A 16,037-nucleotide genomic window follows, 5' to 3' on the forward strand; every position below is an offset into this window, starting at 1 on the left:
TTCCCGTGACTGGGGAGGCCGAAAGTGGCTCCCTGAGCGCGGGGGCGACGAGCGGCCTTCCCGATCGGTCGTCCCGAAGCCGATCGCGTACTTCGAGCAGCCACCACGCGATCCCACCGGCAGGACGGCACTTGTATGCGTACTACGCGCATGGCTATTGCGCACTTCGAGCAATACTGCCAGGATGAACGCTCAGCACCGATCCGTCGGTGCCCACCGTCAACGTCGACTGGAGGACCCCCGCATGCATGACTTCGACGGGCTGTTGCGAGCCCGGTCCGACGGGGGCGCAGAAGCGCTCCTCCCGACCCCGACGGTGCAGTGTCACGCGGCCAACCTCGCGTTTCTGCCCGGGGGAGATCTCGCCTGCGTGTGGTTCGGCGGTACCCAGGAAGGTGTCTCGGACATCTCGATCCACCTGTCCCGCCTTCCCGCCGGCACGGACCGCTGGCTCGACCCGGTGCAGGTGAGCTTCGACAGCGCGCGTTCCGAGCAGAACCCGATCCTGTTCACGGCGCCGGACGGGGCCGTGTGGTTGCTCTACACCGCGCAGCTCGCCGGGAACCAGGACACCTCCGAAGTGCGGCGTCGGATCTCCCGCGATGGCGGCGAGACCTGGGGAGACCCGACGCTGTTGCTCGGCCCCGATGCACCGGTCGGCGTGTTCGTCCGTCAAACCCCCGTCGTGCTCGAGAGCGGTCGGATCCTGCTCCCGGTCTTCAACTGCCGCACGGTGCCCGGTGAGAAGTGGGTCGGCAACGACGACACCGCCTCGGTCTGGTACTCGGACGACGGCGGACTGGCCTGGTCCGAGGTCGCCGTTCCCGACTCGACCGGGTGCGTGCACATGAACATCGTGCCGCGCGAGGACGGGGCGCTCTGGGCGTGCTTCCGCTCCCGCTGGGCGGACCACGTGTACGAGTCGACGTCCACGGACGGCGGGATGACGTGGGAGCCGTGCCGTCCGATCGACCTGCCGAACAACAACTCCTCGATCCAGGCGCGGTCCCTCGACGACGGCCGGATCGCGATGGTGATGAACCACTCGAGCAAGGAGGACGCGACGAGCCGCCGTGTCTCCCTGTACGACGAGATCGACGACGAGGGCCTGGCGTCGGACGCAGCCGGAGCGGGACCACAGATCGCCGAACCTGCCCTGGACGCGGACGGACCCACGGCCTTCTGGGGCGCGCCTCGCGCGCCGATGACGCTCGTGGTCTCGAGCCCCGACGGCCGATCCTGGCCGACCGCACACGACATCGAGAACGGCGACGGCTACTGCCTCTCGAACAACAGTCGCGAGTCACGCAACCGCGAGTTGTCCTACCCCTCGGTGCTCCCCGACCCGGCCGGGGGACTGCACATCGCCTACACCTGGCACCGCAAGTCGATCAAGCACGTGTACCTGCCTGCTGACGTCCTCGCGGAGATCGTGTCGACGCCGTCCTCCTCCGCCGGTCCGGACCTCTCTGCGAAGGAGCAGCGAGCATGACCCTCCCCATGGTCTTCGCACTCGCGATCACCGTCTTCATGATCGTCCTGATCATGATCGATCGTCTCCCGTTCGGCGTCCCCCCGTTGATCGCCTGCCTGTTGATGGTGGTCTTCGGTGTCGTGCCGATCAACGTCGCCTTCAGCGGGTTCGCGAACGCGACGATCATCATGCTCGCGTCCTTCATGGCGGTGATCGCCGCCTTGCAGAAGACCGACCTCGTCTCGGGCTTCAAGAGCATGATCACGCGACTCGGGACCAAGGGCGGGTTCCGCGCCTACGTCCTCATCGTCGTGTTCGTCATGGTCGGCTGCAGCATCTTCGGCACCGGCTCGACGGCCTACTACGTCCTGGTGATCGGTCTGCTCTCGACGCTGGCCTACAACAAGAAGCTGCCGCCGTCGAAGGTGTTGATGCCTGCCGGCTTCGCCGCCAACCACCCGATGCTCCCGTTCAACGTGGCCCTGCAGTACGGCATCGTCGTCGCGGTGCTGGAAGCGGCGGGTGTGCGCGAGTCGATCGACCTCGTCCGGTTCTCGATCGTCAACCTCGTGCTCAGCCTCGGGTTCCTCGTCTGGTGCCTCATCGCGTACCGGCTGCTCCCCGACCACGCGATCTCCGACGAGGAGACCGGCACGGTGAACGCGACCGAGGCGAAGGAACCGGCCCTGGCCGGTGCCACCTCCGGGAAGCACGCCGGTGCCACCTCCGGGACGCACGCCGGTGCGACGTCCGGGACGCACACCGGCGCCACCTCCGGGACGCACACCGGCGCGTCCACCTCCGGGACGTACGTGGACGCGGTCGCCGACCCTGCCACGCCCGGCCCACACGCCGCCGAGGCGAACGCCGCCGCCGTCGCCGCGTCGAGCGCGACCGCCACGGTGACCGCGCCGACGCTGGACCGACGGAAGCAGCTGGCGACGTACGCCTGCTTCGTCCTGGCCATCGCCGGGATGATCTCGTACAGCTACATCGGCGACGCGGGCTACGCGATCACCGGGCTCTCCGTGGCGCTCCTCCTGGTGATGAAGGTCCTGGACTTCACCGAGATCCGCGACGCCATCAGCCAGCCGATCATCATCATGTCCGCCGGCGTCATCGGCATCGCCGAGGCGCTCGGCGCGACCGGACTCACGAAGCTGGTCGGCGAGTCGGTCGCCGGTCTGCTCGGCGGGAACGTCAGCCCCTTCCTGCTGGTGTTCGCGTTCTGTGTCCTGACGAGTGTCCTCGCGACCCTCACCGGGTCGACGATCGGCACGGTCTACGTCTTCGCGCCCCTGGCGATCGCGACCTGTGTCAGCCTGGACCTCAACCCTGCGGCCGCGGCGATCGCCATCGTCATCTCCGGGTGGAACGGACACTTCCTCCCCATCGACGGGCTCCCCGCGATGGTGATGGGCGTCGGGAAGTACTCGCTCCTGCAGTTCTGGAAGTTCACCATCCCGATGTACTTCATCCGCCTGCTGGCGCTGACCGCCGGCGCGCTCCTCCTCTTCCCGATGTGATCGGAGTCCCCGTGAAGAACACCTTCGAGCTCGCGCACGTGGGCATCAACACCCCCGACGCAGCGGCCGCGCAGGAACTGTGCGACCTGTTCTGCCTCATGTTCAACCTCGACTCCCGCCAGGGGAAGAAGTCCGAGTTCGCCGGCACCTTCTTCGAGTGCGTGCGCTCGCAGTACCTCGGCACGCACGGGCACATCGGCATGTCGACCGGCGATCTCCAGGCCGCCGTCGAGGAACTCACCGCGAAGGGCTTCGGGTTCGACCAGGAGACGGCCGCGCACTTCGAGGACGGACGCCTGCAGAACATCTACCTCGCGGGGGAGTTCGGCGGCTTCGCCGTCCACGTCATGCAGCGGCCCACGCTCTGACCCGCCCCCGTCCCAGCCAGCCTGCAAGGAGCACCTGAAGTGACCACCACGATCCGCGGCAGCATCCACGCCCTCGTCACCCCGTTCCACGACGACGAGTCGCTCAACCTCGACCGGATGCGCGCGCACACCGACCGTGCCGTCCAGGCCGGCGCCGACGGCGTCTTCTGCCTCGGCACGAACGGCGAGTTCTTCCAGCAGACCGAGGACGAGCGGCTCGCCGTGCTCGAAGCGGTGGTCGACGCCACCGGTGGCCGCGTCCCCGTCTACGGCGGCGCCGGTGCCGTCGGGACGAAGGAGACGGTCCGGATCGCCCAGCGCATGCAGGCGGCGGGCGCGGACGTGCTCTCGGTCATCACGCCGTACTTCGCGGCCGCGTCGCAGGACGAGCTGTACCGGCACTTCGCCACGGTCGCCGAGGCCGTCGACATCCCGGTCCTCATCTACAACATCCCCGCGCGGACGGGCAACACCATCACACCCGCGACCGTCGCTCGGCTGGCGGAGCTCGAGAACATCGCCGGTGTGAAGGACTCCTCGGGCAACTTCGACGCGATCCTGCAGGTCATCGAGCTGACCGATCCCGAGCACTTCGCGGTGCTCGCCGGGACCGACTCGCTGGTCCTGCCGACCCTGCAGGCCGGCGGTGCGGGCGGCATCACCGCCGTCGCGAACGTCTACCCGCGCACGATGGTCGAGATCTACCGGCGTTGGGCCGCCGGTGACCTGGACGGCGCGCGCGCCGCGCAGGCGTCGATCCGCCCGCTGCGCAACCTGTTCGCGCTCGGCAACCCGAACACGATCGTCAAGGCGGCCACGAACGCCGCCGGCGAGGCCGTCGGTCCGTGCCGCGCCCCCTTCAACCTGCTCGGCGACGCGGCCCTCGCGAAGATCGCTGAGACCGTGCGCGCCGACCAGGCGGCCGGCCTGGGCTGAGGCGCGGCACCACCGCGACCGATCGAGGGCCTGGAGGCTCGGTGCCAGCTGGCACCGGGCCTCCAGGCCGTCGATGGTCGCGCCGCAACGGACCATCACGGGCTCACGAGACGACCAGCCGTCTCGTCGCCACGCGCACAGGCCGTCCCGGCGGGCCGGCGGCGGATGCCACCGACCCCGCGCACCCGTCAGCGGTTGTACGCCGGCATCGGCCCCCGGAGCGACGCGGCCACGTCGTCGACGGCCTGCTGCACGTCCTCCGGCAGGGCACCCGCGGCCAGCGCCTCGAGGTTCGCCGCGATGTTCGTGACCTGCGACCCGCCGATCAGTACCGCGTCGACGACCGGACGCCCGATCGTCCACCGCAGCGCGAGCTCGGCCATCGGGAGTGCTGCGCCCTCGGCGATCGTGCGGAGCTGCTCGACCGCGGCGAACACCTCGTCGTTCCAGTAGCGCGTGCGGTACATGCCGGCGAGGGGCGAGGAGCCGAAGCGTCCCTCCCCGGGCTGCTCGTCCGCACGGTGCTTCCCGGTGAGCAGACCACCGCCGAGCGGGTTGTACACGATCGTGCCGAGGCCGGTGCTCCTGGCGTACTCGGCGTACTCGTCGTCGATCCGGGTCGCGATGACGCTGTAGACCTGCTGCCCGAGGACGGGCGCGTCCAGCCCGAGCCCCTCGGCGGTGTGCCGGAGCTCCGCGATCTGCCAGGCCGCGTAGTTCGAGACGCCCCAGGCGCGGACCGCACCGGAGTCGACGAGCCCCTGCACAGCGGAGAGCGTCTCCGCGACGGGCGTCGACCGGTCGGGCTGGTGCAGGTACAGCACGTCGACGTGGTCGGTCCCGAGCCGGCGGAGGCTCGCGTGCACGCACCGCTCGATCGCCGTGGCGGACAGGGGGGCGGCGCCCTCGGCGTTCGGGTTGGGGATGCCGACCTTCGTCGCCAGCACGACGTCGTCGCGGCGTCCGGCGAGCACCGATCCGAGGATCTCCTCGCTGCGGCCGCCGGCGTACCCGTTCGCGGTGTCGATCCCGGTCCCGCCGGAAGCGAGGAAGCGGTCGACCATCTCGGCTGCGGTCGGCTCGTCGACACTGTCGCCGAACGTCATGGTGCCGAGGACGGCGGGAGTGAGGCGGCGGCCTCGGATGTCGATGTCTCGCACTGGGTTCCTCTCGGTCGGGCACCGTCCGGCGACTCGTCGTCGTGTCGCGTCTGTGCCGATCCGATGCGCACACCACTATTGCGTGTTTCACGCAACTCGTCTAGCGTGTTTCGTGCACGCCGTCGCTCCGCCGACCGTACCGTCCACCGAGCCCGAGGAGGGGTCCGATGTCGAACCGCCTCGCCGCGATCGCCGACGACCTGTCCGGCGCCGCCGAGGTGGCCGCGGTCCTCGGTCCCGACCCCGCGACCGTCGCCCTCACGCTCGCCGGAGTGCTCGGACACGTCGCGCGCTCCTCGTCCGATGTCGTCCTCGACTGCGACACCCGAGCACTCGACCCCTCGGCACGCCGTGCGGCCATCGCGCAGGCTGCACTGCAGATGCGCGGCGCCGGCGCGCCCGTCGAGCTCGTGAAGACCGATTCGCTGCTGCGCGGCGGGGTGGGTGACGTCGTCGACGGGCTCACCGACGCCGGCGCGCGCGTCGTGGTCGCCGCTGCGCTCCCGGCCCTCGGACGGGCGGTCGTCGACGGCCGACTCCTCGTCCACGGCAGGCCGGTGGCGGAAGCGGGTCTGCACGGTCTGGAGGCCCGGGTCGTCCCCGGCCCGCTCGCTGCGGTCGGACGTCGGGCCCGTTCCGTCCCCCTCGCGGTCGTCCACGCCGGGACCGACGCCGTCCGCGACGCGGTCGTCCGGGCACTCGACGTCGGCGACGTCCCCGTGCTCGACGCCCGCTCGGACGAGGACCTCGACAGGATCGCGTCCGCCCTCGACGGGACCGACTGCACGGTCGTCGGATCGGGCGGGATCGCAGCGGCGGTCGGCCGACGTCGCGGAGCGCGCTCGTCCGACCCGACCGCACCGGCGCCGGTCGACCCCGTGCCCGTCGCCCGACCGGACCTCGCCGGAGCACGCTGGCCCGTGCTGCTCGTGGTCGGGACGGCCAGCGCGGAGGCGACCAGCCAGCTCGAGGTGCTCGCCGCCAACGGCGTCCCGGTCGTCCCCGTGCCACGGGAGGTCCTGCTCCGTGCGGTCGACCGTCGCGAGGTCGACGACATCGACCACCCCGCAATCGCCGCGGCGCGGTCGGCGTTGCGCGCAGGAGCCGTGGCGATCTGCGTCGAGGGCCGGCACGAACCGGTCCCGCACCTCGCCCGCCGACTCGCGGACGGACTCGGCATCGTGACCGCCGCCGTGAGCGGACGGTCCGCCCTGGTCCTGACGGGCGGGGAGACGGCCCGGTCCGTCCTGACCCGCCTCGACATCACGACCATCGTCCCCGAGGGTGCCGTCGAGGTCGGCTGCGTCGTCTCGCGCGCCGACGACGGCCGTCGTGTCGTCACGCGACCCGGCAGCTTCGGGACCGCCACCAACCTGCTCGACGCGGCCACGTTCCTCCAGGCCGTCCGAGACGATCCGTCCGCGGCCACGAGCCGTGTCGAAGCGGCCATGGGCCGCGTGAACCGAAAGGCAGCACTGAGATGAACGCCACTCCGATCGTCGCCGTCACGATGGGCGACGGGGCCGGCGTCGGCCCCGAGGTCGTCGTCGAGGCCGTCGTCTCCCCGGACGTCCTCGCCGTCTGCCGCCCGGTCGTCATCGGCGACCTCGCCCGCCTGCGCCAGGCCGCCGCGATCCGCGGCGTCGACGCCGCGTTCAACGTCGTCGAGGACGTCGCCGACGCCGGTCACCGTGCGGGCGTCGTCGACGTGGTCGACCTCGGACTCCTCCCGGAGGACCTGCCGTGGGGGCAGCTCTCGCCGATCGCCGGCGACGCGGCCTTCCAGTACATCCGCGTCGCGTGCGAGGCGGCGACGGCCGGGAAGGTCCAGGCGATCTGCACCGCGCCGCTGAACAAGGAGGCGCTGCACGCCGGTGGGCACGTCTTCCCCGGCCACACCGAGATGCTCGCGGAGCTCATGGGCGTCGGCGAGGTCTCGATGATGCTCTCGACGGCGAAGCTGAAGGTCGTCCACGTGACCACCCACGTCGGGCTCATCGACGCCGTGGCGCGCATCGAGCCGGGGCTCGTCGAACGGACGATCCGGCGGGGCAACGACGCCCTGGTGCGTGCGGGCAACCCGCACCCGAAGATCGGTGTCGCGGCGATCAACCCGCACGCCGGTGAGAACGGCCTGTTCGGCTACGGCGAGGAGGCCGAGAAGATCGCTCCGGGCGTCGAGGCCGCGCGTGCCGACGGGATCGACGCCGTCGGACCGCTGCCGGCCGACACCCTCTTCTTCCTCGCCGGCCGTGGAGACTACGACCTGGTCGTCGCGATGTACCACGACCAGGGACACGGCCCGGTGAAGGTCCTCGGGATCGAGGCCGGGGTGAACATCACGGTGGGTCTCCCGGTCATCCGCACATCCGTCGACCACGGGACGGCGTTCGACATCGCGGGCACCGGCAAGGCCGATGTCGCTAGCATGATCGAGGCGCTCCGGCAGGCCGCCGAACTCGCCCCGACGTCGGGCGCGCCGGTGCCGGCCCGGGGTGCCTGACAGGTCCCCCGCCCCCTCGTCCGAAAGGTGCCCGTGTCGATCTCGGCGAGAGCTCGACGTGACGCGATCGTCACGCTCGCGACGACGGTCGGACTCGCGAGTGTCGACGAGCTCTCCGAGCGGTTCGGCGTCACGGCGTCCACCATCCGGCGCGACCTCGCGACCCTGCAGGAGCAGCGGAAGCTCACCCGGACGTTCGGCGGGGCGATGGCGGTGGCCGCGCACCCCGAGGCTTCGCTGCGTCAACGGCTCGGTGAGCACTTCGACGCGAAGCGGGACATCGCCAGACGTGCCGCCGAGACGGTGGAACCCGGGGCGTCGCTCTTCCTCGACAACGGCTCGACCGTCGCGGCCTTCGCGCACGCACTACCGGTCGACGCCGAGCTCACCGTCACCACGACCAGCGTCGGGGTCGTCACGGACATGGCCGACCGTGACGACGTCCGACTCGTCATGCTCGGCGGTGAGTACCGGGCGCTGAGCAACGGGTTCGTCGGGCCGCTGACCGAGGCAGCGCTCGAGTACCTGACGTTCGACGCGGTGTACCTCGGGGCCGACGCGGTGTCGCCGGAGCGCGGGATCTGCGAAGCGGACCTCGGTCAGATCCGTCTGAAGGAACTCATCGCTCGTCGTGCGGCGGCGGTGTACGTCCTCGCGGACTCCTCGAAGCTCGCGCGCTCGGAGTTCCACGCGTGGACACGGCTCGGCGGAGCCTGGACCCTCGTCACGGACGACGGCATCGCACCGGAGCTCGTCGAGCAGTTCACGACGGCGGGCGTCGACGTGGTGACGGCCTGAGGGCGCGTCGTCCGCGCCGCCACCCCACGGTTCGTCGACTCCGGTCGGGGCCGTGCGCGTCTGACACGATCCGCGTCATCGCGGTCAGCGCGACGTGCCCCGGCGGCGACCGCTGTCACGCGGATGGCCCGCTGATGCTCGTCCACGCCCGGTGCAGGAGCGGATCCAGCGACGACGCGCCGATCGCCGATCGGCTCCTGGACACCTCCGTAATGCCCGCCAGGACGGATGCGGTCAGTCGCCGACGCTCCCGGGTGTTCCACGGCACCGAAGTGTCCTCCGTCGGGCAGACGGGTGAAGCGGTCCGGGCAGCAGCCTGTCGGCTGGTTCGGTCCTCACGCACGAACCGGCGGCAGATCGTCCCGCAGCCGGTCGTGCAGGTCCCGGGCGGTGGCTCCGAGGGCAGCCTCAGCCGCTGATTGCGCCGTGGCCGGCACGCTCGAACTGCTCAGCGCCACGACGACGAAGCGACCGCCGTCGGCGTGCTCGACGACCCCGATCTCGTGCCGCAGGTTCAGGAGCGTCCCGGTCTTGGACGACCACATCGAGGCATCCGAGCTGAAGTCGGGCGCGAGTCGGTGCCGGATCACGTTGCCGCGGAGGTGCTCTCGGAGTCGCGCCGCGACCCGCGGTCGAACGCCACGTCCGAGCCAGATCGCCGTCAGCAGGTCCGCCCACGCGCGTGCCGAGCCGACGTTCGTCCGCGCGACGTCGAGTTGTCGGACCGGGTGACCGTCTGCCGGGGTGGATCCGCGGATCGCGAGCGTGAGCGCGAGGTTCGCTTCGTCGGGCGCGAACCGTTCGAGGGGCGTGTCGGAGAGCTCGCCGAAGCCGTGGCGGACGGCGATCCCGTCGATGCGCATGGCCTCGAGGTCAGCAGACACCGCGCCGGTCGGCAGGGTCCCCAGCAGCGCGTCGGCAGCACTGTTGTCGCTGATCGTCAGGGCGAGCGCGACGAGGTCGTCGAGCGCGATGGTCGACGGATGACGGAACCGTGCCGTTCCCGGGGTGCCGTCGAGCGGGTCGCCGGCCGCGAGGGTGACGGGGTGTGCGCCGTCGAGGAGGCCGTCCTCAACACGGTTCAGGACGGCGAGGGCGATCGGGAGCTTGGCGAGGGACGCGGCGGGGAGGGGGCGCTCGGGGTCGATGCTGAGTTCTCGTCCGGTCGCGAGGTCACGCACCAGCAGCGAAGCCCGGAGGCCGGCCTCGTCCAGCCGGCCGCGGATGTCGGCGAGGAAGCGTTCAGACGACATCCGGTACTCCGAGCGCGACCGCGAGTTCGTCCGCCACCGCAGCTTCGATTCGTCGAGCGTCCTGCGGGCTCTCGGCCGCGAGGGCGTACCCCCGCACCAAGCGCAGGTCGACGATCGCGCGCCAGTGCAGGCCCAAGCTCGTCGCCTCGGCTTCGGAACAGAGCAGCAGGTCGCCGTCTCCGAGCACCGATGCGAGGGACGAGGTCAGCGACGTGTCTGTCGGGAGCTGCGACGGTGCCAGGCCGGCGACCTCGCCTGCTCTCCCGAGTGGGTCGCGGACGTGCGCGACGCTGTCCTCCGGACCCGTCCGGAGTCGGTTGCCCGCGTCGTCGTCGTGACCGCGACCACCACGGCGTCGGCGGAGCGCTTCGATCCGGAACGGTCGGTCGGTGGCTCGTCGGCCGGCGACCCCGAGTGGGACGTGCCAGCGAGCTGCGTCGGCCGGGACCGCGAGCAGAGCAACCCGCACGGCTCCCGTGGTCGCCAGCTCGACCCGTCGGCTCGGGTTCTCCCGGCGCAGGTCGAGGTGGCACCCTGCACTGCGTGCTGTTGCTTCGAGGACGGCGAGGTCCCGGAGCGCGCAGGTCTCGGGGACGGCGACACTCACGGGGTCGCTGCGAGCGCGGTCCGCACTGACTTCCAGCTCGTCGGCGAGCTGCACCAGTCGACGCGCGGTCGGGACGAGTGTCCGTCCGAAGGGGGTGAGGACCGCGGCGCGAGCGTTCCGTTCGAGGAGCGGGGCACCGAGGTGGTGCTCGAGCGCAGCGACTCGTCGACTGGCGACTGACTGCGCGATGCCGAGTGCTCCAGCAGCGCGCGTCACGCCGCCACGTTCGCTGACCTCGACGAGCACTCGGCAGGCAGCGACGACGTCCACGGCGGCAGCCTAGGCCATGCCGAACGCGCATGGGACCGCTCGATCTGGTCTTCGACAGCATGGACTCGTCCGGCGACGCTGGTCCGATGCGACTCCACTCCAAGATCCTCACGGGCACAGCGATCCTCATCACCGCAGCGTCGGCGGCGGGTTGCTCGATGCAGGTGCCTGCTGGCGGCAGAGCTCCTTCCGCCTCCGCCGCGACCTCGGATTCGCACGACTCGTCGTCCGGATCGCTCCGCACCGTCCACCGCGCCTTCGCGGCGCTCGAGCGCCGGCACGACGCGCGGCTCGGCGTCGCGGCCATCGACACCGGCTCCGGTCGCGAGGTCACGAACCGGGAGGACGAGCGCTTCCCGTTCGCGTCGACGAACAAGGTGTTCATCGCGGCAGCGGTCCTCGCGGCGAGCACCGACGCGGACCTCGACACCGTCGTCCACTTCGGTCGGGACGACCTCCTGGCGTACGCACCGATCACCAGCCGTTCCGTCGATTCGGGTATGACGGTCCGGGAACTCATCGATGCGGCCCTGCGGTTCAGCGACAACACGGCAGCGAACCTGCTCGTGGAACGGCTCGGGGGACCGGCCCGGGTCGAGGAGTACCTCCGGAGCATCGGCGATCGGACCACCACCGTGGACCGGGTGGAGCCCGACCTCAACGCCGCCACCCCGGGTGACCCGCGCGACACGGCGACTCCGGAGCAGTTCGCGGTCGACCTTCGCCGCGTCGTGCTCGGCACCGTCCTCGGGCGGTCCGACCGGACCCTCCTGCGGGACACGATGCTGGACAACACGACGGGTGCGGCGACGGTCCGCGCGGGCGTCGACAGTGCGTGGCCGGTCGCGGACAAGACCGGTACCGGCGAGTTCGGCGTCCGGAACGACATCGCCGTCGTCTACCCGGCCGGTCGCGCTCCGATCGTGGTGGTCGTCATGACGCGGAAGGACACGCCCCACGCCGCGACGGACGATGCGCTCGTCGCGGCGGCCACCCGGACCGCGGTGGGGGCGCTCCTGTGACCGTGCCTCACGTCGCGTCGTGGTCCTTCGACAGGACGGCGGCCACGGCGAGCCGGAGCGTGCTGGTCTCGAAGGACAGCCGGGTTCGGGCTCCGGGCAGCGCCCGCTCCACGGAGAGCCCGTTCACGACGGAGTGCAGGAACCGGGCGCACGCGTCGACCTCTCCGGCTGTCCCGACGCCTTCGTCCTGCAGTGCACCCAGCCACCGTTCGAGCCGGCGGATCCCGAGGCGCTCGAGCGAGAGGAACGCCGCAGCGGAAGTCTCCGGCGCCGGCGGAGCGATGTAGGAGTCGTGCAGGGCTGTCCAGTTCTGCCGTGCTGCAGCGCCGTGTCCACCGCTCGCGAGGAGGAGCTGGAGGCAGGCCTCGAGGCGCTCCGCCGGGCTCTTCGAGATGTCGGCGATCGGGTCGTCCGGGATCTCGAGTGTCTGCAAGCCGGCGACGACCGTGTCGAGCAGCTCCTGTTGCGTCGGGAAGAAGTGCCGGAGCGATCCGGTGCTCACCCCGGCACGTGCGGCGACCGCGCGGACGCTGAGTCGTGCCATGGGGTTCTCACCGAGCATCGTCGCCGCGGCGACCAGGATCCGCGATCTCGTGTCCGAGGTTGTCGGTTCGTCCATGACGGCAATCCTCCCAGAACCGTGTCACGCTGTGCTAGCGTGCCATCCACACTAGTACAACGTACTAGTTCGACGTACTAGCAAACGGCTCGTCCTGAGCCTGATCCTGCAGGAGTGAGCACGGTGGACCGACACGAAGAACCCGCCCGAGGGGCGACCGACGTCGCTCTGGGGAGCGCATCGAGGAGACCCGTGGCGACGGCCTGGCGGCGGCCCGTCGAGATCGTCCGCGAGAACTCGCGCGTCCACCTCGTCCTCAACGCGGCGACCTACGGCCTCCTCCTGGTCGGCTTCGCGCTCGGGATGCTGTTCCCCGGACTCAGCCAGGCTCGGGCGACCGCACTCGAGGACGACGGGACAGCGGCGCTCGTCGGTGCGGTGTTCCGTCAGCCCGCGCTGTTCGCCCTGGTGATCCTCGCTGTGAACGTCTTCCGGCTCAGCCTGCTCACCATCGTCCTCCCGTCGTTGGTCGTCCCGTTCGCGGGCCTGGTGACGTTCGGCTACTGGCTCGTCCAGACCGGCATCACCCTCGTGCCCGGCACGGCAGAGGGATGGGTGGCGCTCATCCCGCACGCACTGACCGTCCTGATCGAGCTGCAGGCGTACATCACCGTGGCGCTCGGTGTCTTCCTCGTCGGCAAGCACTGGACCCGACCAGGGACAGCCGGCGTCGAACGGCGACGCGACGGGTACCTGGCGGGCCTGCGGAAGCTCGGACGACTCAGCGTGCCGGCTCTGGTGCTCTTGGTCCTCGGAGCGGTGTGGGAGGCGTACTCCTTGCGGTACCTCGTCCACCCGCTGGGTCAGTGGCTTGCATGAGGAGGCCGCGGCCGCCTCGGTGCACAGTGGCCTCATGAACGATGACGCTTCCGTCCGCCTCCTCGGCACCCCGTGGGGCGACACCTCCCGCCGCGGCCGTCCCTACGCCAAGGATCCCTCCGTCATCCGGTTCGGCGGCCGGTACCTCCTGTATTGCTCCCTCCCGTCGGCGAGTGACGACGATCCCGAGGGCTGGTCGGTGGGCGTCGCGGAGAGTGACGACCTCGTCTCGTGGCGCACGGTCGCCGTGCTGCCGCCGTTCGGTGAGTACGACCGCAGTGGTGCGGCGGCGCCGGGCGCGGTGGTGATCGACGGCCGGGTGCACCTCTTCTTCCAGACGTACGGCCGTGGCCGTGCGGACTCGATCTGCCACGCGGTGAGCGACGACGGCCTGACGTTCGCCCCGAACCCGCAGAACCCGGTGTTCCGGCCGTCGGGCGACTGGACCTGCGGCCGGGCGATCGATGCGGACCTCGTCGTCGCGGGGGAGTGGCTGCTGCTGGGGTGGGTGACGCGGGACCCGACGATGACGACGCAGCTGTTCGGGACCTCGCGGGCACGCATCGGCAGCGCCTACGGCCCGGACGACTGGGAGCAGTTGTCCGTCGACGGCCCGGCACTCGCCCCGGAACTGCCGTGGGAGCAGGACTGCATCGAAGCGCCGGCGCTGCGGTGGGACGGCGAGCGGTTCACGGTGTTCTACGCGGGCGCGTACAACAACGCGCCGCAGCAGATCGGGTGGGCGACGAGCCCGGACGGCCGCACGTGGACCCGCGGATCGGACGTGCCGCTGCTGCCAGCAGGACCCGAGGGCAGCTGGAACCACTCGGAGTCCGGGCACCCGGGGTACCTCCGGGACGAGGACGGCCGCGAGTACCTCTTCTTCCAGGGCAACCCGGACGACGGGCACACGTGGTTGATCGCGGCGACGGAGCTCACGTTCATCGACGGGGTGCCGGCGGTCACGAGCGACTGAGCCGGGGAGACGGACGCTCCGCTGGGGCAACCGTCGGACGGGAGGCGCGTGGCGGGCCCGCCACGCGCCTCCCGTCCGCCCTCCGGCGCGATCGGCGATCGCCGATCGATCGGAACGCGGGAGTCGAGTTGTGCAGAGTGCACGAGTTCACATGCCCTTCACGACATTCTGCCCGTTCTGTGGATCCGTACCGCTCACTACCGTTGCCCCAACCCGGTCGCCCCGACCGGCTCCCCATCCCCCAGGAGCATCCCGATGGCCAGTGCAGCGTCAGCACCACCAGCCCCGTCCGTCGTCGTCGACGACTACTCCCTGTCCCGTGTCCCCCGCTCGGCCCGCTACGGCTGGTTCCAGGTCGCCGTCCAGCGCTTCGGCCAGATCTCCGCGCTCTCCCAGTTCCTGCTCGGCGCCACGCTCGGCTTCGGCATGGGCTTCTGGCAGGCCTTCTGGGCGATCACGCTCGGCGCGGTGATCCTCGAGGTCGTGTCCGTCTTCGTCGGCGTCATCGGCATGCGGGAGGGCCTCAACACCTCGGTCATCGCGCGCTGGACCGGGTTCGGCAAGGCCGGGTCGGCGCTCGTCGGGCTCGCGATCGGCCTCAGCCTGATCGGGTGGTTCGGCATCCAGTCCGGGGTGTCCGCGGCCGGGCTCGTGTCGATCCTGCCGATCCTCCCGGCGTGGGCGTGGTCGCTCGTGTTCGGCCTGGTCGTGACCGCGATCGTGCTGCGCGGGTTCCACTCGATGCAGTGGCTGGCGAACGTCACGGTGCCGCTCTTCCTCGTGCTGGTCGGCTGGGCCGTCGTCGTCGAGCTGAGCCAGCACTCGATCGCCGAGCTCGTCGCCAAGGCCCCGGCCGGTCCCCAGCTGAGCTTCGTCGCGGGCACCACGCTCGTCGCCGGCGGCTTCATCGTCGGCGCGGTCATCACGCCCGACATGACCCGCTTCAACCGCTCGGTCGGCGACGTCGTCAAGCAGACCGCGCTCGGCGTCACGCTCGGCGAGTACGCCATCGGCCTGGCCGGCGTCCTGCTGGCACACGCGGTCGGGTCCTCGGACATCACCCGGGTCATCACGTCGAGCGTCGGTTGGGTCGGCATCCTCGTGATCCTGCTCGGCACGTTCAAGATCAACGACTGGAACATCTACAGCTCGAGCCTCGGCGTCACGAACTTCATCGACGTCGTGTTCGGCCGCAAGGTGAACCGCGGCGTCGTCACGCTCGTGCTCGGTGTCGTCGGGTCGGTGCTCGCCGCGGTCGGGTTCCTCGACGCGTTCACGCCGTTCCTCATCGTGCTCGGCGTCGTGTTCCCGCCGATCGCCGGCATCATGGTCGCCGAGTACTTCGTCGTGAAGCGCTGGCGCCGCGAGCTGAGCGAGAGCGAGTCGCTCCCGGCCACGAGCCCGACCTGGGTCCCCGCGACCCTCGTCATCTGGGCGATCGCCGCGGTCGTCGGGTACTTCGTCACCGTCGGCATCCCGTCGATCAACTCGGTCGTGATCGCCTTCGTGCTGTACGTGGTCGCCGGCAAGGCCGGCTGGGTCCGCGGACTCGGCGTCAGCCGCACGGAGCAGCCCGCCGACACCGCCCCGGCAGCCGCGCCCGCCCCCGCCGCCGCGCGCGCCGCGCAGTAGCCGCCAGACCGGCGGACGGGTCCCTCTCCCGGCCGCCACCCCCCGGCCGGTCGTCCCGCCGCCACCTGATCCGG

General features: G+C 70.9%; 15 protein-coding genes. 11 read left to right on the forward strand and 4 right to left on the reverse strand.

Annotated features, from left to right (window positions below):
* Positions 1 to 244: 244 nt before the first annotated feature.
* From MON03_RS00965 to dapA, 4 genes are read left to right on the forward strand one after another with little or no spacing between them, the layout of a single operon-like run.
* Positions 245 to 1,492: a sialidase family protein gene (locus tag MON03_RS00965; protein WP_242089939.1), complete on the forward strand. Its 1,248-nt coding sequence runs from the start codon at positions 245 to 247 to the stop codon at positions 1,490 to 1,492.
* Complete coding sequence (locus MON03_RS00970; protein ID WP_242089941.1) at positions 1,489 to 3,000, forward strand: SLC13 family permease; 1,512 nt, start codon at positions 1,489 to 1,491, stop codon at positions 2,998 to 3,000. The genes MON03_RS00965 and MON03_RS00970 overlap by 4 nt, the downstream gene beginning before the upstream one ends.
* 11 nt (positions 3,001 to 3,011) lie before the next feature.
* Positions 3,012 to 3,368 (forward strand): hypothetical protein, encoded by a 357-nt coding sequence (locus tag MON03_RS00975; RefSeq protein ID WP_242089943.1) that lies wholly within the window; start codon positions 3,012 to 3,014, stop codon positions 3,366 to 3,368.
* Positions 3,369 to 3,407: 39 nt separating this feature from the next.
* A complete protein-coding gene (gene dapA / locus MON03_RS00980; RefSeq protein ID WP_022904881.1) occupies positions 3,408 to 4,304 on the forward strand; it encodes a 4-hydroxy-tetrahydrodipicolinate synthase in 897 nt (298 codons plus the stop codon).
* 188 nt (positions 4,305 to 4,492) lie between these two features.
* On the opposite strand, the gene MON03_RS00985 is transcribed toward dapA, so the two are convergent.
* Positions 4,493 to 5,464, reverse strand: a complete 972-nt coding sequence (locus MON03_RS00985) for an aldo/keto reductase (protein WP_242089944.1) — start codon at positions 5,462 to 5,464, stop codon at positions 4,493 to 4,495.
* A gap of 167 nt (positions 5,465 to 5,631) precedes the next feature.
* Here MON03_RS00985 and MON03_RS00990 point away from each other — a divergent pair, with 167 nt between their 5' ends.
* Genes MON03_RS00990 through MON03_RS01000 form a run of 3 tightly spaced genes read left to right on the forward strand, consistent with a single transcriptional unit; the run spans position 5,632 to position 8,765 of the window.
* A complete protein-coding gene (locus MON03_RS00990) occupies positions 5,632 to 6,948 on the forward strand; it encodes a four-carbon acid sugar kinase family protein (RefSeq protein ID WP_242089945.1) in 1,317 nt (438 codons plus the stop codon).
* Entirely contained in the window at positions 6,945 to 7,967 is a 1,023-nt protein-coding gene (gene pdxA, locus MON03_RS00995) for a 4-hydroxythreonine-4-phosphate dehydrogenase PdxA (RefSeq protein ID WP_042726871.1), read from the forward strand. Before MON03_RS00990 ends, pdxA begins: the two co-directional genes overlap by 4 nt.
* 33 nt (positions 7,968 to 8,000) lie before the next feature.
* Positions 8,001 to 8,765, forward strand: coding sequence for a DeoR/GlpR family DNA-binding transcription regulator (locus tag MON03_RS01000; protein WP_242089946.1), 765 nt, complete (start codon positions 8,001 to 8,003; stop codon positions 8,763 to 8,765).
* Positions 8,766 to 9,100: 335 nt separating this feature from the next.
* Here MON03_RS01000 and MON03_RS01005 read toward each other — a convergent pair whose 3' ends face one another.
* Both MON03_RS01005 and MON03_RS01010 read right to left on the reverse strand, forming a co-directional pair.
* The gene (locus MON03_RS01005; protein WP_242089947.1) at positions 9,101 to 10,018 is read right to left on the reverse strand and encodes a serine hydrolase; all 918 of its coding nucleotides are present in this window, start codon (positions 10,016 to 10,018) and stop codon (positions 9,101 to 9,103) included.
* Positions 10,008 to 10,895: a LysR family transcriptional regulator gene (locus tag MON03_RS01010; protein ID WP_242089948.1), complete on the reverse strand. Its 888-nt coding sequence runs from the start codon at positions 10,893 to 10,895 to the stop codon at positions 10,008 to 10,010. The genes MON03_RS01005 and MON03_RS01010 overlap by 11 nt, the downstream gene beginning before the upstream one ends.
* An 86-nt stretch (positions 10,896 to 10,981) precedes the next feature.
* On the opposite strand from MON03_RS01010, the gene bla reads away from it, so the two are divergent.
* Entirely contained in the window at positions 10,982 to 11,917 is a 936-nt protein-coding gene (gene bla / locus MON03_RS01015; protein ID WP_242089950.1) for a class A beta-lactamase, read from the forward strand.
* 7 nt (positions 11,918 to 11,924) lie between these two features.
* On the opposite strand, the gene MON03_RS01020 is transcribed toward bla, so the two are convergent.
* Complete coding sequence (locus MON03_RS01020) at positions 11,925 to 12,536, reverse strand: TetR/AcrR family transcriptional regulator (RefSeq protein WP_242089952.1); 612 nt, start codon at positions 12,534 to 12,536, stop codon at positions 11,925 to 11,927.
* 192 nt (positions 12,537 to 12,728) lie between these two features.
* On the opposite strand from MON03_RS01020, the gene MON03_RS01025 reads away from it, so the two are divergent.
* From MON03_RS01025 to MON03_RS01035, 3 genes are all read left to right on the forward strand, one after another.
* Positions 12,729 to 13,355, forward strand: a complete 627-nt coding sequence (locus MON03_RS01025; RefSeq protein ID WP_242089954.1) for a stage II sporulation protein M — start codon at positions 12,729 to 12,731, stop codon at positions 13,353 to 13,355.
* Positions 13,356 to 13,389: 34 nt separating this feature from the next.
* A complete protein-coding gene (locus tag MON03_RS01030; RefSeq protein ID WP_022904726.1) occupies positions 13,390 to 14,331 on the forward strand; it encodes a family 43 glycosylhydrolase in 942 nt (313 codons plus the stop codon).
* A gap of 255 nt (positions 14,332 to 14,586) precedes the next feature.
* On the forward strand, positions 14,587 to 15,963 hold the full coding sequence (locus tag MON03_RS01035) for a purine-cytosine permease family protein (RefSeq protein ID WP_242089956.1): 1,377 nt from the start codon (positions 14,587 to 14,589) through the stop codon (positions 15,961 to 15,963).
* The last annotated feature ends 74 nt before the right edge of the window (positions 15,964 to 16,037 follow it).

It is taken from the genome of Curtobacterium sp. DN_7.5, from assembly GCF_022655355.1.
Lineage (GTDB): Bacteria > Actinomycetota > Actinomycetes > Actinomycetales > Microbacteriaceae > Curtobacterium > Curtobacterium luteum.